Annotated in this window: 18 protein-coding genes; 14 read left to right on the top strand and 4 right to left on the bottom strand. The window is 43.5% G+C overall.

Annotated features, from left to right (window positions below; all coding sequences use genetic code 11):
• Position 1: 1 nt before the first annotated feature.
• The 3 genes from WCV65_RS17945 (at position 2) to WCV65_RS17935 (ending at position 4,144) form a co-directional block, all read left to right on the top strand.
• Complete coding sequence (locus tag WCV65_RS17945; RefSeq protein ID WP_338778377.1) at positions 2–1,102, top strand: Ger(x)C family spore germination protein; 1,101 nt, start codon at positions 2–4, stop codon at positions 1,100–1,102.
• Between the two features lie 235 nt (positions 1,103–1,337).
• Complete coding sequence (locus WCV65_RS17940; protein ID WP_338778376.1) at positions 1,338–2,534, top strand: hypothetical protein; 1,197 nt, start codon at positions 1,338–1,340, stop codon at positions 2,532–2,534.
• Positions 2,535–2,569: 35 nt separating this feature from the next.
• On the top strand, positions 2,570–4,144 hold the full coding sequence (locus tag WCV65_RS17935) for a hypothetical protein (RefSeq protein WP_338778375.1): 1,575 nt from the start codon (positions 2,570–2,572) through the stop codon (positions 4,142–4,144).
• A gap of 174 nt (positions 4,145–4,318) precedes the next feature.
• Here the strand turns inward: WCV65_RS17935 and hxlB are convergent, their stop codons facing one another.
• Positions 4,319–4,876: a 6-phospho-3-hexuloisomerase gene (gene hxlB / locus WCV65_RS17930; protein WP_338778374.1), complete on the bottom strand. Its 558-nt coding sequence runs from the start codon at positions 4,874–4,876 to the stop codon at positions 4,319–4,321.
• Positions 4,877–4,880: 4 nt separating this feature from the next.
• On the bottom strand, positions 4,881–5,513 hold the full coding sequence (gene hxlA / locus WCV65_RS17925) for a 3-hexulose-6-phosphate synthase (protein ID WP_338778373.1): 633 nt from the start codon (positions 5,511–5,513) through the stop codon (positions 4,881–4,883).
• 168 nt (positions 5,514–5,681) lie between these two features.
• Here hxlA and WCV65_RS17920 point away from each other — a divergent pair, with 168 nt between their 5' ends.
• Positions 5,682–6,044: a helix-turn-helix domain-containing protein gene (locus tag WCV65_RS17920; protein WP_338778372.1), complete on the top strand. Its 363-nt coding sequence runs from the start codon at positions 5,682–5,684 to the stop codon at positions 6,042–6,044.
• A gap of 31 nt (positions 6,045–6,075) precedes the next feature.
• Here WCV65_RS17920 and WCV65_RS17915 read toward each other — a convergent pair whose 3' ends face one another.
• Positions 6,076–7,881 carry a DNA/RNA non-specific endonuclease gene (locus WCV65_RS17915; RefSeq protein WP_338778371.1) on the bottom strand — a complete coding sequence of 602 codons (1,806 nt, stop codon included), beginning with the start codon at positions 7,879–7,881 and terminating at the stop codon, positions 6,076–6,078.
• Positions 7,882–8,027: 146 nt separating this feature from the next.
• Between WCV65_RS17915 and WCV65_RS17910 the strand changes: the two genes are divergently transcribed.
• The 10 genes from WCV65_RS17910 (at position 8,028) to WCV65_RS17865 (ending at position 18,925) form a co-directional block, all read left to right on the top strand.
• Complete coding sequence (locus WCV65_RS17910) at positions 8,028–8,819, top strand: SDR family oxidoreductase (RefSeq protein WP_338778370.1); 792 nt, start codon at positions 8,028–8,030, stop codon at positions 8,817–8,819.
• A gap of 16 nt (positions 8,820–8,835) precedes the next feature.
• Entirely contained in the window at positions 8,836–9,144 is a 309-nt protein-coding gene (locus tag WCV65_RS17905; protein ID WP_338778368.1) for an iron-sulfur cluster biosynthesis family protein, read from the top strand.
• Positions 9,145–9,303: 159 nt separating this feature from the next.
• Positions 9,304–9,999, top strand: a complete 696-nt coding sequence (locus WCV65_RS17900) for a GntR family transcriptional regulator (protein WP_338778366.1) — start codon at positions 9,304–9,306, stop codon at positions 9,997–9,999.
• On the top strand, positions 9,996–10,619 hold the full coding sequence (locus tag WCV65_RS17895; RefSeq protein WP_035404437.1) for a sterol desaturase family protein: 624 nt from the start codon (positions 9,996–9,998) through the stop codon (positions 10,617–10,619). The genes WCV65_RS17900 and WCV65_RS17895 overlap by 4 nt, the downstream gene beginning before the upstream one ends.
• A gap of 1 nt (position 10,620) precedes the next feature.
• Complete coding sequence (locus tag WCV65_RS17890) at positions 10,621–11,385, top strand: SDR family oxidoreductase (RefSeq protein WP_338778362.1); 765 nt, start codon at positions 10,621–10,623, stop codon at positions 11,383–11,385.
• A gap of 1,164 nt (positions 11,386–12,549) precedes the next feature.
• Positions 12,550–13,515, top strand: coding sequence for a nuclease-related domain-containing protein (locus WCV65_RS17885; RefSeq protein WP_338778360.1), 966 nt, complete (start codon positions 12,550–12,552; stop codon positions 13,513–13,515).
• 19 nt (positions 13,516–13,534) lie between these two features.
• Positions 13,535–14,260, top strand: a complete 726-nt coding sequence (locus WCV65_RS17880; RefSeq protein WP_338778358.1) for a nucleotidyltransferase domain-containing protein — start codon at positions 13,535–13,537, stop codon at positions 14,258–14,260.
• A 109-nt stretch (positions 14,261–14,369) separates the two neighbouring features.
• On the top strand, positions 14,370–15,707 hold the full coding sequence (locus tag WCV65_RS17875; protein ID WP_338778356.1) for a copper amine oxidase: 1,338 nt from the start codon (positions 14,370–14,372) through the stop codon (positions 15,705–15,707).
• Positions 15,708–15,789: 82 nt separating this feature from the next.
• A complete protein-coding gene (locus WCV65_RS17870; RefSeq protein ID WP_338778353.1) occupies positions 15,790–16,761 on the top strand; it encodes a class F sortase in 972 nt (323 codons plus the stop codon).
• Between the two features lie 934 nt (positions 16,762–17,695).
• Complete coding sequence (locus tag WCV65_RS17865; protein ID WP_338778350.1) at positions 17,696–18,925, top strand: trypsin-like peptidase domain-containing protein; 1,230 nt, start codon at positions 17,696–17,698, stop codon at positions 18,923–18,925.
• Positions 18,926–18,999: 74 nt separating this feature from the next.
• Here the strand turns inward: WCV65_RS17865 and WCV65_RS17860 are convergent, their stop codons facing one another.
• A complete protein-coding gene (locus WCV65_RS17860) occupies positions 19,000–19,509 on the bottom strand; it encodes a cupin domain-containing protein (RefSeq protein WP_035413522.1) in 510 nt (169 codons plus the stop codon).
• Between the last annotated feature and the right edge of the window lie 2 nt (positions 19,510–19,511).

The raw sequence follows: 19,511 nt of genomic DNA, 5'->3' as shown, positions 1-19,511 counted from the left end.
GATGAAGAAAATCATGCTCGCGGTATTGGCTGGTTTGCAAATCTTTATATCTGGATGCTGGGATCAGCGCCTGCTCAAGGATAGCAGACTTGTTTTTGGGACGGGAATTGATCTGGTTGAGGATGAACAATTATACGTGACGGCCACGATTAGAGACTTCATTGGCGGAATTCCGAATAATTCGATTGTTCATACAAAAGCTCATACATTAAGGGAATCCAGGATGATCATGGACAGGAAGGTATCCGGCCAATTTGATCCTTCAAAAAACAGAATTTTTCTCCTTGGTGAAAATCTTGCAAAAAGTGATATCTATTCATATCTGGATGTGCTGTACAGAGACTCCAATAGTTCGGTTTCTTCCAAGGTGGCTGTAGCAAAAGGGGATGCAAGTGAAATTTTAGATATGGGAATGGTTGGGAATGTGCTCATTTCCGAGTATTTGATTGAAATCATTGAAAGCCAGGAAAAATCGACGGTTAGCCCTATTCATAGCCTGCAGACGATCTGTACCCTGATGTTTGATGAAGGAAAAGACTTTGGTCTTCCTTTGGTAAAAAAAGAGTTAAATGAAGTAACCGTGGATGGCATAGCTCTTTTTCATGATAAAGTTCTGTCTGGATATCTTTCTGTTGATGAATCAACGCTATTGCTTTTATTAATGGGGGCAAAGGCTAAATCTGCAAGATATGTTAACCGTATTCATGATGGAGAGAAGCCTGAAAAAAATAACTATATCACCTATTCATTCCTAAAAGTGAAGTCCGGAATGAACGTAATCCATGCAACTCCCGGAAATATAAAGGCTGAAGTAAAAATGAAGGCTGAAATTGATGTGGCAGAATACCCGCAGGATTCTTTGACAAATGAAAAATTAGTTAAAGCAATAAATAAGAAAATCTCAGAGCAGCTTACAGCCGAAGCTAAATCCGTCATCAGCAAAATCCAGGAAGCAAACAGTGATATGTTTGGAATCGGGAGAGAATTAATGGCTTACTATCCTCACGTATGGAAGAATCTTGACTGGGAAAAAGAATATCCATCCATAGAAATCCTTCCAAAAGTTGAAGTTACAGTGACAGAGCATGGGGTGATCAATTAAAAAATTTTGGCTCTGTCAGAGAGGGTTGTGTTAAAGATAAATGTAAATAGAGCTGCCCTTAACCTCCCAAATTATTTGTCAAAACAACCATGTTTAAGAAAATAGCCAAATTTTTTTTGAGTAAATGACAAAATAGTGATCCAAACCTAAATCTTTTCCGTTAGCTTATCGAATACACAAAATTAATCGTTACTGCATGAAAAATGACTTTTCAAGGAGGAGGTGAAAACATAAGGTGCATAAGCAAGTAATTCAGGCTGCATTAGTCTTAGGAATCTTAACGGTTCCTGCATTCGCTTCCGCTGAAGGCTTGCTGAGCTCAACTGTGAAAAATACCACTGGAATTGTGGAATCTGTCACGAATGAAGTCATTGGTGTTTCAACAGAAAAAGAAGATTCTGCTATGGAAGAAAAGCAGGCTGCTCCGATTAAAAAGGAAAGCAGCACCCAAAACGCATTAAGTAAAACGGTTTCTTCTGTAACAGAGTCTCTATCTACTACAACGGACAAGGTGACAGATTCCCTATCCGACGGCAAGCCTTTAGTGGATTTAAATCTATCAAAAGATCCTTCTTTAAAAGTGAACGCTGGAGCAGTAAACGCAGATCTTTCCAGAAAGCCAAGCGTCAAGGTTGAAACGGGAATCGCTAATGCAGACTTATCAGAAAAACCTTCTGTCAACGTGAACACCGGCATAGTCAAAGCAGATGTATCGGAAGAACCAAGCATTAAAATCGATACAAACGTGATTCAAGCCGATGTATCCAAAGAGCCAAGTATCAAAATCGATACAAAGATTGTTCAGGCTGAAGGAAACAAAGACAGCGTCTCAGTAAATACTGGCAGCACTCCAGCCAAATCAGACATCCCGGTAAAAGAGGAGCAGCCTAAAAGTGAAGCAGATCCAAAACCTGCTGTAACTCCTGTAAAGGATCAAGCTCCAGCTGAACTGAAAGAAAAGGATACGAAAGAAACAATAGAAAAAGAAACATCCAATTCCTTGCAGGCTGCCGATAAACCGGAAGCAAGCAAGAAACCTGCAGCAGCCGTTCAAGCGCCAGTAAAAAAGGTAATCAGCCAAACTGAGCCAGAACGTGCAAAAATCACGGCTAAGCCTTCCGAAACAAGCCCTGCAAAAATAGTAAAGGGTACGGAAGATCCGGCAAACGGGCCGCCTGAAATGGTGAAAGAAAAACTAACCGCCATTACAGTAAGCCAAAGTGCTCCGTCATCCTCTACAACAACGATGACAGGAAGCAGCGCAGCCAGTTCAGGATTGGCAGCGATCGGACTGCTGAATCCGATGCAGGGGGAATTTATTTTCGCGGATCCAATCCATAACAGCCAGAGTAAGAACTACTATGACCAATGGTTAAATGCTCCGCCGGCACAGCCGCCCCAATCTTCTCTTCTTTTAACTAAAAGCATATAAACAAAAAACTTTTATTAAAAGGAGAGAATTTTATTATGAAAAACGTACTCAGAACATTAACCGTTACAGGTGCTCTTGCAGCAAGTCTATTTGTTGGAGGCCAAACAAGCTACGCAGCGGAAAAGGATTCTTTGCTGGACTTGGATAGAATCAATATCTTGGAAAGCGGAGAAAATCAAAGCTTGCTCGAAAACATCAATATCCTGGATCGCAGTGACGATCAGCGTGTAAAAGCAGATACGGTTACAGATGGAAACATTAAATCCGATGTGAAAGAAACAGAAGATACGAAGACAACTGTTTCAGAAGCAGAGGGGACAGCGGGAGCCGCCGCAGCCGTTGAAGGCGAAGACACATCTGCCGCAGCGAAAGCAGAAGGCAGCGGAAAAGTCTCCAATGAAACCATCGTGAATGAAGAAAACGACTCATATTCTTCTAAAACTGATGCCGATGCAAAAGGTGAAGCAGGAGCCGTAATTAAAGGCGAAGATACATCAGCTGCAGCCAAAGCGGAAGGCAATGCTGGAGTTTCCAATGAAACCGTAGTCGAAGATGATAAGTATTCTTCTAAAACAAATGCCAAAGCATCCGGTGAAACTGGAGCAATGATTGAAGGAGAGGATACATCTGCTGCAGTGAATGCAAAGGGTGACGCTGGAATCTCCAATAAAACCGTAGTAGAAGAAGATAACTACTCTTCTAAAACAGACGCCAAAGCATCCGGTGAAACTGGAGCAATGATTGAAGGCGAAGACACTTCTGCCGCAGTGAATGCGAAAGGTGACGCTGGAGTTTCCAATGAAACCGTAGTAGAAGAAGATAACTACTCTTCTAAAACTGATGCCAAAGCATCCGGTGAAACTGGAGCAATGATTGAAGGCGAAGACACTTCTGCCGCAGTGAATGCGAAAGGTGACGCTGGAATCTCTAACGAAACCGTTGTTGACGAAGAAAATGACACATACTCTTCTAAAACTGAAGGGAATCTTGCTGGTGAAACAGGTGCTGTTCTTGAAGGTGAAGACGCTTCTGCCGCTGTAAAAGCGAAAGGAAACGCTGGAATCACTAATGAAACAGTGGTTGATGAAGAAAATGATTCTTATTCTTCAAAAACAGAAGGTAACTTTGGAACTGGTGTAGGAACTGTTTTAGAAGGTGAAGACAGCTCTGCTGTTGCAAACGCTGATACGAACACAAAAATCTGGAATGTTTTCGAAACAAACGATGATTCTTCGAAAGCTGCAATTGGAACAGATTCTGCTACAAACTTTGGACTTGGTTTACAAGGGGAAGATAATGAGTCTGTTATGATTAATGGAATGTCTGATATCCTTACTGGACTATGGGTACAATCAAATGAAGAAAATGATTCGTATGAAGCTGGACTAAACTCCAAAACAAACAATCAGCTTGGTTTAAACCTTACAGATGGTGAAGAATCTATGCTTGGTGCGAACGTTGGACTTATGACAGATCTTCAAGCGATGTTCTCTGACAGTGAAGAAGGAGACGATAGCGAAAGCAGCTTCAACAGCGGCTTGAACCTTGGTCTTAACCTTATGCTGAATGGAGTAACTGACTCCGAAGATGGTCTTGATTTAGGACTATAAGATTTATCCTTTTAAAAGGAAAGGCCTGACGAGGTCTTTCCTCTTTTTTTGTAAGGAAGTACATGAGTGCCGGACATCGCGACTAAAACAAGACGTTACCTGACCTCCTTCCCCCCGTACAACAAATCACCGCAAAAAAATGGAGAGGTCATAAAACCTCTCCATTCCAAACATTTATTCCAAATTCGCATGCTTTCCATACATCGTTTTCGAATCGAGTCCTTTTTTCTCCATGAACTTCAGGATTACGGCATCGAAAAAAAGAAGCAGGGTTTGTTCAAAAAGTGAACCCATCGGCTGGATCGTTTCTTTCCGTTCTCCGGATTGATCCTTTGGTGCTCCAGGCAGTTTTACGGTGAAATCCGCTATTTTGCCAAGAGTGGACTCGGGTGAAATAGTGACACAGGCTATGCTGCCTCCGATCGAATGCGCTTTTTCAGCCATGGAAACAAGACTTTTGGTTTCTCCTGATCCGGATGGGATGATGATAAGATCGTTCTCTTCAAATTGGGGAGTAGTCGTTTCGCCAACGGCGTAAGCGTCGAGCCCCATGTGCATCATTCTCATGACGAAGGATTTGGCCATTAACCCGGAGCGGCCGGCGCCTGCAACAAAAATCTTGTTCGATGCCAAGATTTTATCGACAAGCTCAGCGGATTCCTGCTCGTTCAGTGCATCTGCTGCAGCATTCAATTCATTGAGAATGGTGCGGAAGAATTCAGCGGTCTGCATGGGATTACCCTTGCTTTATCAGTTTTTGCATTTTAGCGGCTGTTGCTTTTTTATCATCTTGACCAGTGATGCCGCCTCCAACAATGACTAAATCCGGGCTGGCTTTGATTACTTCTGGCAATGTATCCATTTTAATTCCGCCGGCTACTGCTGTTTTTGCATTTTTGACGACACGTTTAATGGTTTTAAGATCTTCAAAGGAGTTTTGGCCAACTGCTTGAAGGTCATATCCAGTATGAACGCAAATGTAATCTACGCCGATTGCGTCCAGTTCTTTTGCACGTGTTTCAATGTCTTTAACAGCAATCATGTCTACAAGAATTTTTTTGTTTTGTTTTTTTGCTTCTTCTACAGCGCCTTTTATAGACATATCTTCAGCTGCTCCAAGAATGGTAATGATGTCTGCACCAGCTTCAGAAGCCTTCATCACTTCGTATCCGGCTGCATCCATAATTTTCAGGTCAGCTAAAACCTTCAAATTAGGAAATGCTGCTTTCATTTCTTTTACTGCCTTAAGTCCTTCATTTATTACAACGGGCGTGCCGATCTCGACGATATCGATGTGTTCCTCTACTTCTTTAACCAATTCAATGGCCTCTGGAATGTTCACGAGGTCTAATGCGAGCTGCAATTCCATCTATAATCACTCCTGTATATTAGTGTGAGGCAATCCTTTTTACTGTTCCCTAAAAAACTGCCTGAAATAAGCATACTCTCAAATTTATTATTTTGTAAGTACTGACTTAAAACTTACATAGTGTTAAAAAGTATACCATGAGTTATAATAAGACTTGAGGTGATTTAAATGACACGAACGAAAGATAAATTTTTTAATTGTGAAAAAGAATTAACCCTTTCCGTTATCGGCGGAAAGTGGAAAATGCTGATTCTTTGGCATCTTGGAAAAGAAGGGACAAAGCGTTTTGGAGAACTTAAATCGCTCATGCCTGGAATTACACAGCGTATGCTTGTAAACCAGCTTCGGGAGCTTGAAGAGGACGGGATTGTGCACAGGGAAGTATATCCTGTAGTTCCGCCAAAAGTAGAATATTCCCTCACAATTCAGGGAGAGAGTCTGATGCCCATTCTTGAAGCTATGTATGACTGGGGTAAAAATTATATGAGTGAGTTAGAAGAGAATCCGCTTGGAAAAACGGCTCAAAAATAAAAAGACTTGCCGCGTCGGCAAGCCTTTTTGATTAGATTTCAATATCTTCCGGTCCTTCAATGACCCGTCCGACAGCCGATTCAAGCTTTTCAATCGGATCGCTCTTTTTAAGATCTTTAAACTGAAGGCCTGTTAAAGACTCGATTTTTGATAAAGGAACCTGATACGTTTTATACTCTCCGTATGCAAATTCCAGATCATCAATTAAATTCTTTTGTGACTGAAGGTAGGCGGTAGCGGAGAGGGTGTCGTCTTCTTTTACCATGACCGCCACTTTCCAAAACTCAGCCGGAATTTGAATATCGCGATAGACAAGATCATCATCTCTGAAGACCGGCCCAGTAAAAATGGTGGCTTTAAACTGATGGTTTTCGGCATTGTCCAGGATGTAATTTTCAAGCTCAAGCCACGTTTTTTGGTTCAAATTTTTATGCTGAGGGGAGCAGTTTGTAAAATGGAACGTATCATCATTTGCTTTTTTTGCATCTGATCCCCATACCGGATCTCTTCTTCTAACCAGATGGCCGCGATCCAAGTCGTTACGGCTGTATAATTCCTCACCTGCTTGATACTTTTCATCAATACGGGGATCGTAATACCAGGAGTCTTTATCCCGTTCGATCTCCTTCAGCTGTTTTCCATCTATATTGACAACCGTATAGTAAGCAATTCTTCTCTTTTTACTCATAACAAGGGAAAAATGTGTGTAATCAAGCACGTTCCCTCCGGCTTTCACTGGGGCGGCATCCGCTTCCTGATCCTTTGAGAGCTTAGGCAGTGAAACCGCGTGTTTGGTGCCAAGGAATTTGCTGTCATATCCAGTTGCTTTTTCATATCGGGAAGGCTTTAATTTTTCCACTTTCACCGGTTTAGGATTCGCTTGCTCGGCTTTTATATCTCCAAGGATTTCAGATAGCAGCTCCTTTTGGTGCTCTTTAAGAGATGCTTTTTGCTCTGAAAGAAATTTAACGATGCTGCTGATTCGAATTCCTTCATTTGCTGTATATTCCTCCGGATTTTCAGGATCGGGTACGCCGGCATGGTGAAGAGCCACTATGACCCATTCATCGTTTAAAACGGGTGACCCGGAAGAACCTTCTTGTGTATCAGTAGAATAATGAATGTAATCATCGAAAACATCCGTTATTTTATTATCGCGAATAGCTAAGGATTTAGGTGCGCCTGACGGATGCTGAATAATTGAAACATATTCTCCAACAAGCCCTTTTCCAGACTGGGCATGCAGCGGAAGAAAGCCAAAATCACTTAATGGAGAGCCATCGGCTGAAATTTCTTCAACCGCTGTCAGTGTAAAATCCATTTCTTCATTCGTAATGAACAATCTTTCAGGAGTGATACGAAAGCTTTTAATCTGCTTTTCTCTTAAATTTAGATCCAATTCATAGTTGAATTGAGCCAAACTGTTTAATGCAGCATCCTCGTCAACCAAGACGTGGTGATTTGTAAGCAGAAGAGAAGGTGAAACGAGAAAACCTGTGCCATGTCCAAGCACTCTGCCGATCCGGTCTCTCACTTCAATTCTGCACACGGATTTTGAAGCTTGAATTCCGGATTCCAAATAAGAAATCGGAAACAGGTTGTTTTCACCAACAATTCGTTCAAGTGCTAAGCCATCTCGAGGGTTGACAAGTGCTTGCCGGTAAGCGGCTCTTTCAGGCGTATCGACTTCAAGAGGATTCTTTGTCTCCAGCTTTTTTGCCAGTTTTTCACGTTCATTGGAACGATGCTCATACCTTTTCATCGCCTGCTGTTCCTGTTGGGCTGAAGATGCTTGGTTCCACTGCTTCTGCGGCTCTTTCACACGAATGATTGTCATGATTCCCTCCTGAACTTTTTTATCCGCCTTTATGGCGGACAATTCCATTATAGAAGGGTTTTTCCATAAGCTCAAACATTGGCACTGAAAGTTAAGGGTATGATAACCTAATGAATATTTGAATAAGGTGAAAGCAGGTGGAAGGTTTGGATTTAAATCTAAAAGGTAAATTAGCTGTTGTAACAGGATCAACAGGGGGTATAGGTAAAGAAACAGCAAAAAGCTTTCTTCAGGAAGGTGCCACAGTCATTGTTAATGGAAGAACAGAAGAAAAAGTACAAAAAGTTGTGGACGAGCTATCCGCATTTGGAACGGTGCATGGAATTGCAGCGGATCTTTCAAATCTTGAAGGAAGCAATGATTTCATTTCAAAAGTGAATGAAATCGGACCAGTTGATATATTGGTCAACAATCTTGCCTTTTTCGAAGTGAAATCATTTGAAGAGGTGACAGATGAAGAATGGGAAGATTACTTCCAAACCAACATTATGAGTGCCGTAAGACTCTCACGCAAATTTTTGCCGGATATGCTGAAACGAAACAGCGGACGCCTTCTTAACCTTGCAAGTGAAGCCGGAGTTAAGCCTTTGCCGCAGATGATTCCTTATTCGGTAACCAAAACAGCTCTCATTTCTCTTTCAAGAGGATTGGCAGAATTGACAAAGGGAACAAACGTTACGGTAAACTCTGTCCTGCCGGGGCCAACCTGGACAGAGGGTGTCGAGAACTTTATGAAAGGCGCAGCCGAATCGGAAGGAAAAGATCTCGAGCCGTTCACGAAAGATTATTTTAAAGAAAATGAGCCAACTTCATTGATTCAGCGTTTTGCAACTGTTGAAGAAGTGGCCAGTACCATTTTGTTTTTAGCTTCGGATAAGGCTTCTGCCATTAATGGCTCTGCCCAGAGGGTCGAGGGAGGCATTATTCGTTCTTTATAATAAGGAGGAATTCACAATGATTAAGCTAACCGAACATGCAAAACAGAAGCTGAATGAGGCGCCGGAGGGCACAGTCTTTGCCATTCCTTTTGATCCCGGAAGCTGCGATATCGTAAACAATGTTTATGAAATCAAAGGAATGAAGGACCGCGATCTGGAAGGCCGCGAAAAGAAAATTTCAGCCGAAGGATACGATTTTATCGTTGACAAGGATTTCGAAGAAGGCTTTGATCATGAACTGGAGATCGATTTCTCCAATAACCACTTTGTCCTCCGCAATAAAAATCAGATTTTTAACAGCCGGGTGAGATTAACAGTCGAATAGTAAGGGGATAGCGGACCGCAATAGGTTCGCTTTTTTTATGGAGATTTCCGGAAGATGGTAAGGAATAAAGCATAAAAGTCCCTATTGGATGTTGACAATTTCTGAATTTTAGAATAATTTGGTCTTACCAACATATATTTTGGTCATACCAAAAAGGAGATGGGGAATGTGGAAAGGGCATCAGATTTTGTTGAAAAAGAACTCGTTCAATCCATTCTGGCGCACAAACTTTTGCCGCACACCTCTTTAAAGCCTGAGAGAGAGCTTGCTTCAATCTATGGGGTTGGCAGACCGGCTGTCAGGGAAGCGATCCAAAGAATGGAGCGTGATGGGTGGGTTACTTCGAGAAAAGGAATGCCGCCGACTATCAATGATATTTGGCAGCATGGGAATCTGATGACAATTGCCAGCCTGCTCAAATCCTATGAGAATATTCCGCGGGAATGGATTAGCTATATGCTGGAGCTGAGGATCTCACTCACCCCTGCCTATATTCGGGATGCCGTTGAAACGAATCGGGCAGAGGCCGCTGCTCTCTTAATCAAAGCCGATACTCTTAAGCATGCCGCTGAAGATTTTGCGGAATTTGACTGGGAGCTTCAACGGGGAATGGCGAGATTGTCCTCTAATCCAATATATTTGCTCATTATTAATAGTTTTACAGATTGTTATATAGCGATGGCTGTGCAGTATTTTGATGAGGAGAATCATCGAATTGCTTCAAGGAAGTATTACACGGATTTGCTGGAGGCTGTTCTCGCCGGGAGTTCAAGGGAAGCGGAAGCAATCGCAAGGAAGATGATGCAGGATAGTCTGGTGTTATGGGAAGCTAAAAATGAGGAGCTGAAAAAATGAAAAGTAAAGGATTGTATCGTGATTTTTTCCTTCATTTTGATATTTTAGTAATGGGACTGATATTTATTGTCCTTGGTGCTGCTGTTCTAATTATGAATCCTTCCTGGCTGAATTTCGTTTTTTTCTGTACTGGATTAATCGTTTTTATTTTCAGCGAGTATTTAACACACCGCTTTCTTTTTCATCTTAAACCGCCAAAAAATCGTTTGTTTCTCCAGTTTTTAAAGCGTTTACATTACGATCATCACAAATATCCGAATGACTTAAAACTGTTATTTCTGCCGGTCTGGTACAGTCTTCCGAATTTTATTGTTTTGGCGGCCATTTTTTATCTTTTCACAGCGAATGTAATAAGTACAGCCGCTTTCGGCATGGGGCTGATTCTCATGCTGCTCACCTATGAGTGGAAGCACTATGTCGCCCACCGGCCGATCAAACCGCTTTTCGGATTCGGAAAATGGATGAAAAAAACCCATCAGCTTCACCATTTTAAAAATGAAAACTACTGGTATGGCGTCTCCAATCCAATCGGAGATGTTCTCTTTGGAACATTAAAGGATGAAAAAAAGGTAGAAATGAGTCAAACAGCGAAAGATTTAGAGGGAAAAGGTGGATTGTGATATGAATAAAATCGCGCTTATTACGGGGGCCTCCCGTTTAAATGGTATTGGAGCCGCTTTATGCAGAGAGCTGGGGGCGGCAGGACACGACATTTTCTTTACAGCATGGTCTCCATTTGATCAGGCTGTGTACGAGAAAAATCATGTAAATGAACCCGGATTATTGCTGGACGAACTGCGCACAATCGGAGTCCAAGCGGAAATGATGGACGCTGATTTATCTGACCCTGCGGTACCTGAAATGATTTTTAGTGAAGTAATAAGGAGATTCGGTACAGAACCTGACATCCTCATTAATAATGCCGCATTCAGCATGAATAAAGACATTTTGGAGATGACCGCCCTGGACATGGACCGTCATTATCACGTCAATGTCAGAGGAACCGCCCTCATGTGCGGAGCCTTCGCCCGCCATTTTTCTAAGGCGAGCGGAGGCCGCATCGTCAACATGACGTCCGGCCAATCACGCGGTCCCATGCCGGGTGAAATTCCATATGCCGCAAGCAAGGGAGCCATCGACGCTCTGACTGTATCCATTTCAGCTGAACTCGCACCAATGGGCATCACCGTAAACGCCGTCAACCCAGGCCCCACCGACAGCGGGTGGATGAACAGCGAGATAAAAGAGCACCTCGCGCCGATGTTTCCCTTCGGCCGAATCGGCCAGCCTGCAGACGCCGCGCGGCTCATCCGATTTTTAGTTAGTGAGGAAGCAGCCTGGATCACGGGGCAGGTGCTGCACTCGGAAGGCGGGTTTCGGAGGTAGTGGGATGGATGGGGGGGACCGCTGAGGTTGGGGGGAGGCGGTCTGGTCTTCATTCAGCTTCGCCGATATCGGGAGGGCTGGGTCCGAAAAAAGGAGGTCAGAGTCTGATATCCAGAAGTGAGTGACCGATATAATAGCGTGAATGTCCGATAACCGATTCAATGTCCGATATAAGGCTGGTTGTGTCCGATAAAAGGTAGCGATGGTCCGATATCCTGAAGTGAGTGATCGATAAAAGAAGGGGAATGTCCGATAACTCATTCAATGTCCGATATAAGGTTGGCTGTGTCCGATAAAAGGTAGCGAGGGTCCGATAAAAGGTAGCGAGGTTCCGATATCCTGAAGTGAGTGATCGATAAAGGAGCGTGAATGTCCGATAACTGGTTCAATGTCCGATATAAGGCTGGCTGTGTCCGATAAAAGGTAGCGAGGGTCCGATATCCTGAAATGAGTGACCGATAAAGGAGCGTGAATGTCCGATAACTGGTTCAATGTCCGATATAAGGATGACAGCGTCCGATAAAAGGTAGCGAGGGTCCGATATCCTGAAATGAGTGACCGATAAAAGAGGGCGAATGTCCGATAACTGGTTCAATGTCTGATATAAGGATAACAGTGTCCGATAAAAGGTAGCGAGAGTCCGATATCCTGAAGTGAGTGATCGATAAAGGAGCGTGAATGTCCGATAACTGGTTCAATGTCCGATATAAGGCTGGCTGTGTCCGATAAAAGGTAGCGAGGGTCCGATATCCTGAAGTGAGTGACCGATAAAAGAGGGGGAATGTCCGATAACTGGTGCAATGTCCGATATAAGGATAACAGTGTCCGATAAAAGGTAGCGAGGGTCCGATATCCTGAAATGAGAGTCCGATAAAAGAGGGCGAATGTCCGATAACTGGTGCAATGTCCGATATAAGGATAACAGTGTCCGATAAAAGGTAGCGAGGGTCCGATATCCTGAAATGAGAGTCCGATAAAAGAGGGTGAATGTCCGATAGCAGATTCAATATTCGAAATACAGACTGAGATATAGATTCAGAAGCCAATATTCATTTGAAAAGAGATATTTAGGCCGGAATAAAACTATTTTGAAACGAAAACTTTCCCGTAGAAGGACATTTTCCTAATAATGACGAAATCGTAAAATAGAAAGGGAGTGACAGATTGATTGTAAAACAAAGGGAGAAATCGATTTTAATCAAAAAACAGGAGGCTCTATTGCGGAGGCTCCCCAAAAATCATTCTAAATACAGTGAGATTGAGGGTGATTTAGGGAAGCGATTGGCAGGTTTAAATGGTGAGTATTCAATGGATTATTATTTAAATGAAGTAGAAGGGAGAGATTATTATATAGTAAACGATCTCAGACTTTATTATCAGGATCAGTATTTTCAAATTGACAGTTTAATAATATTTAATTCTTTTCTGTTAATATTAGAGTCAAAGAATATTAGTGGTGTGGTCAAGTTTGATCCGCATTTCCAGCAGGTCATAAGAATTAATAATGGAAGAGAGGAAGTTTTTCCAGATCCGGTTCTTCAAGCTAAAAGGCATGCAAGGCTGCTTTCGTTATGGATGAAAGACAAGAAACTTCCTGAACTACAAATTGAGTATTACATTGTAATTACGAATCCCCGCGCAGTTCTTCAAACATTATCCTCCAGTGAGAAGTATATTGACAAGATACTACGGGCCTCTAATTTGCCTGACAAAATTCAGTCTCTTCGTTCTCATTATACCAAAAAAATCCAATCGCCAAGTTTGAAACGCGTGTCTAAAGAGCTATTGAATGCACATGTGCCACTAAATACTGATCTCCTTTCACAATATAGTATTGAGAAAGAGGAATTAAAAAAAGGTGTAATTTGTCCAAAATGCAGTGCCGTCCCTATGCATAGAACTTGCAGGACATGGGTATGCAGAAGCTGCCAGTTTAAATCTTTAGATGAACATGTGGAAGCTATTAAAGATTATGGTCTTTTATTTTCCACTAACTTAACAAATAATAAGTTGAGAGCCTTTCTTGAAATTCAATCACCTAAATTGGCATACAGATTGATTAAACAGCTGAAAGTTCCCCAAAATGGAGAGAATAAAGGCAGAATTTATGATGTTTCAAAATTAGTATAATCACGAGAGGAGTCTCCCAATGCCCATCCCCACCACCCACCTCCAAAAAATCCAATCCACCCACCAAGTCAAAATCTGCTTCGCTGTCGAAGCGGGCAGCCGCGCATTCGGCTATGCATCAGCTAAAAGTGATTATGATGTGCGCTTTATTTATATCCACCGTCCGGAATGGTATCTATCTATAGACAAAGAAAGAGATGTGATAGAGGTGCCTGTCAGCGATAACCTGGATATAAGCGGATGGGAGATGACGAAGGCACTGAGGCTTTTCAGGAAATCGAATCCGTCCTTACTGGAGTGGCTCTATGCTGATACGTATTATGAGGATCGTTTTTCCGTTGCCGATGAGCTCCGTTCATTGAACCGCACATACTTTCAGCCAAAACCGGCGCTTTTCCACTATTTAAATATTGCCGCAGCAAATGAGAGGAAGATCAGCGGAGGAGCGATACCAATGAAGCCACTCATGAATCTTATTCGTTCTATCCTAAGCGCAGGCTGGATTAGGGATCATGGTACTTTTCCTCCGAACATAATGGAATCTTCTGTTTGGGCACCTATTATAAATATGAAGAAATCCGGTTACACGGATCCCATTTATTTAAATAAAGAAATGCAGGCCTTTATTCACCGTGAATTGGAAGAATTGAGAGCGTACGCCGTATCTTTAAGACAAAATCCCGCAGATCCCACCGCAGAACTGAATCTCCTTTTTCAAAATACAATTAAAATAGCCTGGCATTAAAGCAGATTTCGATAAGGAATCTGTTTTTTTATTTTTAAAAAAGTGATCCATTAGGTAAACTGTCCCGTTTACTATATGTAAAACAAAAAACAAGGGAGTGAACAGCTACATGAATATGAAAAGAATACTAATAATGATGATGGCTTTACTGCTTTTTATCCCGACTATGGCTATGGCCGCAGGAGAAAAGGCACAGCCGACGGTCTCTACACCGGCAGCAGATCTTAGATCGACTTTGGACCAGCTGTTATCCGAGCACTTTGTTTTAGCAGTAATGTCCATGACGAAGAAATATGACGGAGCTGCCGATGCAGAACAAGTACAAGCAGCACTAAATCAAAATGCAAAAGATATGACGCCAGCCATTGAATCTATTTACGGTAAAGAAGGCGCAGCACAGTTTGAAGAAATTTTCCTTGGTCATAACACATACACAGATTCTCTAGTCGAAGCAGCGAAAAGCGGAGATGCTGAAGCACGCAAAGCAGCTGAAGCTGAAGTTCAGGAATTTGTTGACAACTTCGCTAAATTCCTTGGAACAGCTACTGAAGGAAAACTTCCTGAAGCAGCAGCAAAAGAAGCTCTTCGTGCACATGAAGATGATGTAATGAAAGCATTCGATATGCATGTAAAAGGTGATTATGAAGCATCATACACAGCTTTCCGCGAAGGTTACGCACGGATGTTTGTCATCTCTAAAGCATTATCAACAGCAATCGTTTCTCAAATGCCTGAAAAATTCGAAAACTCTAAAGCAGATACACCAGCTGCCGATTTAAGATCTAACCTGAATATGCTTGCTTCTGAGCACTTTGCTTTAGCAGCAATGGGTATGCAAAAAGGCTTTGATGGAGCAAAAGATTACGATTTCGCAACTTGGGCTGAAGATATGCACACAGCTGATTTCAAAGCAGCCATCGCTTCAATTTATGGTGAAGAAGGCGGAGCACAATTTGAAAAAGTATGGCAGTCTAAACACATCACTGCACAAGCTGATCTAGCTGCAGCTGCTGCACAAGGTGATGAAGAAAAAGTAAAAGCAGCTAAAGAATCTCTAAGCATGTTCTCTAAAGAATTTGGTGCATTCCTTGGTGCAGCAACCGAAGAAAACCTTCCTACTGCAGATGCTCAAGCAGCAGTAAAAGGACATGAAGACACAGTCATCAAAACGTTTGATAGCTATGTAGCGAAAGACTACGAAGCAAGTACAGCTTCATTCCGTGAAGGGTATGCTTACATGTACGGAGTAGGTGAAGCACTTGGAGGAGCAATCGTAAAACAAATGCCAGACAAGTTCATGGCAGAAAACATGCCTTCTGATATGCCTAAAACAGGTATGGGCGGTACAGCAAATGACCAGTCTCCATACATGATGTATGCTGCACTTGCTGGAATTTTGGCTCTGACTGGCGGATTAGTTATTCGCAAACGAGCAATGAATAAGTAATAGACAGGGAATAGGAAAAAGAAGAGAACTCCTTCTCTTCTTTTTCCTATGATTACCATCTTTTTGAAGCGGAGGTGTTTTCGTGAAATGGTTCCTCTCAATTGTTTATGTAGGACTGTTCACCCTATTCATTTATAGTGCAGCTGATTATTTTTTCTTAAACAACCAAGAGCCAGCGGTTAATGCAACGCAGCAAGAGAGAAAGACAGAAGAAAAGAAAGATGTCATTCCAGCTCTGATCAAGACGAAGCTTCCTCTTAATAAGGAGTTTCCAAGAATCAAAGAGCAAATTGAATCCATGAACGGATTGACCTCCGCCTTTAAAGGATTGGAGCCGGTGAAGGTGGAAATTCCTAAAATCAATGTCTCGGCCAGTATTGAAAATGTAGGAACCCTTCCGAGCGGTCAGATGGATGTTCCGAAAGATGATAATAATATCGGCTGGTTTGAACCGGGAACCAAGGTCGGGAATGCAGGAAACGCCGTTTTAGCCGGTCATGTAGATAATAAGACCGGTCCGGCTGTCTTTTACAACCTTAAGAAGCTTGAAAAAGGCGACGAAATTAAAGTGAAGGACAATCAGGGAAAAGAGCTTGTTTTTATTGTAAAAAACAAGGTAAGCTATCCGCGTGATAAAGCACCTTTAGATGATATTTTTGGCAGTACAAGCAGACGGAACTTAAACTTAATTACTTGTACAGGAACATTTGACCGCTCTAACCGAACTCATGAAGAACGTCTTGTCGTGTATACGGAGCTCAGAGACGATTTAGTTAAACAGATTGAAACAAATGCGGAAAATCCGGAAGCTCCAACTAAAGTGGAGGTAAAAGGAAACTTGGTTTCATGGCATGCGGTCAGGGATGAAAAAATTATCGGATACCGTGTCTATCGCCAGAACAGTAATGGAACGAAGGAGCAAGTAGGAAGTGTATCTTCTCTGGACCGTAAAAATTATTTAGATCCTGATTCAGAGAGTTCCATCTACTCCGTCACGTCTGTCGATATTTACGGACAGGAATCCCATTTTGCAAAATGGTCAACTGAAAAATAATAAAGAATCCCGCTGGCTATTCGGCGGGATTTTGTTTGTATTATTTAGGGTTTATACCTCAAGGCATGAACTCTCTCACCGTCTCTCACGGAGGCCGCAGCACGATGCAGGCAGTTCTGCGTTGCGACAGGACGTCGCGCCTTTAGCAGAACATCTTTACTAGTAGCCGCCTCCGCTTTTCTCATTGTCCAGCTCCGGGCGCTAGCCGCTTGGCCGCTTTTCTCATTGTCCAGCTCCAGGCGCTATGCCGCAGAGCCATTTCGCCCCCTCGGTCGAGGCAAAGAACGCCTCTCGGTCGGGGGCTCCAATGTCCCAGTCGGCATGACCAAGCGCCCTCCGCTTTTCTCATTGTCCAGCTCCAGGCGCTATGCCGCAGAGCCATTTCGCCCCCTCGGTCGAGGCAAAGAACGCCTCTCGGTCGGGGGCTCCAATGTCCCAGTCGGCATGACCAAGCGCCCTCCGCTTTTCTCATTGTCCAGCTCCAGGCGCTATGCCGCAGAGCCATTTCGCCCCCTCGGTCGAGGCAAAGAACGCTTCTCGGTCGAGGGCTCCAATGTCCCAGTCTGCATGACCAAGCGCCCTCCGCTTTTCTCATTGTCCAGCTCCAGGCGCTATGCCGCAGAGCCATTTCGCCCCCTCGGTCGAGGCAAAGAACGCCTCTCGGTCGGGGGCTCCAATGTCCCAGTCGGCATGACCAAGCGCCCTCCGCTTTTCTCATTGTCCAGCTCCGGCGGCTAGCCCTTCGGCCGCTTCGCTCTCTCGGTCAGGGCAAAAAGCGCCCTTCGGTCGAGAGCTCCACCGTCTTTCAGGGCTAAGCAAGCCGCCTCCGCTTTTCTCATAATTTCACATCATTCTCTCATTCTCTTACCAAATTCTTCTTATAAGATTAGGACATAAGCAAAGAGGACTAGTGAATGTTAAGGAGGAATTCATGATGGGTTACTATGATGAACATTCAAATCATAATGAGGAATCTTCAAGCCGCTATGGGGGTGGAAAGAAACCGTCTAAGCCCAGCCGCTGGAAGCCGGTTCTTTCTTCTATAACGAGCGGTGTGGTCGGAGGGATGATTGTTCTCGGGGTTTATCCGATGCTTGATAAGCAGCAGGAATCGCCGGCTGTACAATCGGCTCCTACTCAGCAAACTGCATCACAGAGTGCTTCCAAATCCACTAACGTTCAGGCGGTAAGTCATTCAACAAATGTTGCGGATGTGGCTGAAAAATTATCCCCTGCGATTGTGGGAATTGCGAATTTGCAGCAAAGTCAGGAGAGCTTTAGTAACACGGCTAAGGAGAGCGGTACGGGCTCTGGTGTAATTTTCAAGAAGGATGGCAAGGATGCTTTTATTTTGACGAATAATCACGTGGTTGAAGGAGCACAGTCGCTTGACGTTTCTTTCTCTAATGGGAAAAAGGTAAAGGGCGAGCTGGTAGGCGCAGATCCTTTAACCGATCTGGCTGTGATTCGTATTAATGCGGAGGCGGCTCCGAGTGTAGCGCCAATTGGTGACTCTTCTAAGCTTCGTGCAGGTGAAAAGGTCATTGCAATCGGGAATCCGCTTGGCATTGAGTTCTCCCGCACGGTAACGGAGGGAATTATTAGCGGAACGAACCGCAGCATCCAAATCGATACGTCGAAGGGACCTTGGGAATTAAATGTTCTTCAGACGGATGCCGCCATTAATCCAGGAAACAGCGGCGGCCCTCTTATCAATATGAATGGTGAGGTCATTGGCATCAATAGCTTGAAAATCAGCCAAAATGGTGTAGAGGGCCTCGGATTTGCGATTCCGAGCAATGATGTGATGCCGGTTGCGAAACAGCTGATGGAGAAAGGACAGATTGATCGTCCGTTCCTCGGAGTTTCGCTTGGGGATATTGAGCAGATTCCGCCACAAGTTGCGGGTGAGCAGCTGGGTCTTCCGGAAGGAATGACTACCGGTGTTTACCTCGATAGCATTCAATCGGGTTCTCCGGCTGAAAAAGGAGGACTAGAGAGAGGCGATGTCATTACGGCCCTTGATGGTAAAAAAGTGAAAAATTCCAGTGAGCTGAGAAAATACCTTTATGAAAGCAAGTCCATTGGCGATAAGGTACAGGTCACGATTTATCGCGATGGCAAAAAGCAGGAGGTCACGCTTACGCTCACTGCTCAAGAATAGATTAGCAGTACCCTTCCCCCCTCTTAAATAGATAAATAACCTGCTTCCAGTCAATGGAAGCAGGCCTTTTTTTGTCATTTTTTCCAATGTGAATGAAGGGGTCCGATTCCGCCAGTGACCGGGTCCTGAACTGGAATGGGAACGGATTGAATACAGGCGATGGTTTCCTGAAGGAGAGGGTCGCTTTCTGAGTATTGATCAGGGTTCATACCTTCAGGATAAGCCCCTGCCACTTTAAAATCGGCGGAGGATGAGAGTTTTTTGTGACCGGTTCCAGCAGGGAGAACGATAACATCGCCTGTTTGAATCATTATGTCTTGTCCATCTTCTCCTCCGATCCGCACCTCGGCATAACCTGAAATCACACCAAGTACCTCGTGAGAATTGCTGTGGTAATGATGATAAGGAAAAATACCGTTTCTCCAGCTGTTCAGCCAATTATTCCGGTTAAAGAGTTCTTCAATCCTGCTGGCATGTTCAAGGATCGGTCCTTTATATAAAAGTACGGGAAAGGATGGGTGGTTTGGTATCATTCCGCTCCTTTTGAAATGGAGAGTTTCAATTCGATTTTCAAAGTGATTCATCA

It is taken from the genome of Metabacillus sp. FJAT-52054 (assembly GCF_037201815.1).
In the GTDB taxonomy this organism is placed as follows: Bacteria; Bacillota; Bacilli; order Bacillales; family Bacillaceae; genus Metabacillus_B; species Metabacillus_B sediminis.
This window is presented reverse-complemented; position numbering and strand designations above follow the sequence as displayed.

Bases quoted from the DNA above. Each gene is read 5' to 3' on its own strand.
- WCV65_RS17945 (WP_338778377.1), top strand. From the start codon at position 2: ATGAAGAAAATCATGCTCGCGGTATTGGCTGGTTTGCAAATCTTTATA.
- WCV65_RS17935 (WP_338778375.1), top strand. From the start codon at position 2,570: ATGAAAAACGTACTCAGAACATTAACCGTTACAGGTGCTCTTGCAGCA.
- hxlB (WP_338778374.1), bottom strand. From the start codon at position 4,876: ATGCAGACCGCTGAATTCTTCCGCACCATTCTCAATGAATTGAATGCT.
- hxlA (WP_338778373.1), bottom strand. From the start codon at position 5,513: ATGGAATTGCAGCTCGCATTAGACCTCGTGAACATTCCAGAGGCCATT.
- WCV65_RS17920 (WP_338778372.1), top strand. From the start codon at position 5,682: ATGACACGAACGAAAGATAAATTTTTTAATTGTGAAAAAGAATTAACC.
- WCV65_RS17915 (WP_338778371.1), bottom strand. From the start codon at position 7,881: ATGACAATCATTCGTGTGAAAGAGCCGCAGAAGCAGTGGAACCAAGCA.
- WCV65_RS17905 (WP_338778368.1), top strand. From the start codon at position 8,836: ATGATTAAGCTAACCGAACATGCAAAACAGAAGCTGAATGAGGCGCCG.
- WCV65_RS17900 (WP_338778366.1), top strand. From the start codon at position 9,304: ATGGGGAATGTGGAAAGGGCATCAGATTTTGTTGAAAAAGAACTCGTT.
- WCV65_RS17895 (WP_035404437.1), top strand. From the start codon at position 9,996: ATGAAAAGTAAAGGATTGTATCGTGATTTTTTCCTTCATTTTGATATT.
- WCV65_RS17890 (WP_338778362.1), top strand. From the start codon at position 10,621: ATGAATAAAATCGCGCTTATTACGGGGGCCTCCCGTTTAAATGGTATT.
- WCV65_RS17880 (WP_338778358.1), top strand. From the start codon at position 13,535: ATGCCCATCCCCACCACCCACCTCCAAAAAATCCAATCCACCCACCAA.
- WCV65_RS17875 (WP_338778356.1), top strand. From the start codon at position 14,370: ATGAATATGAAAAGAATACTAATAATGATGATGGCTTTACTGCTTTTT.
- WCV65_RS17865 (WP_338778350.1), top strand. From the start codon at position 17,696: ATGGGTTACTATGATGAACATTCAAATCATAATGAGGAATCTTCAAGC.
- WCV65_RS17860 (WP_035413522.1), bottom strand. From the start codon at position 19,509: ATGAATCACTTTGAAAATCGAATTGAAACTCTCCATTTCAAAAGGAGC.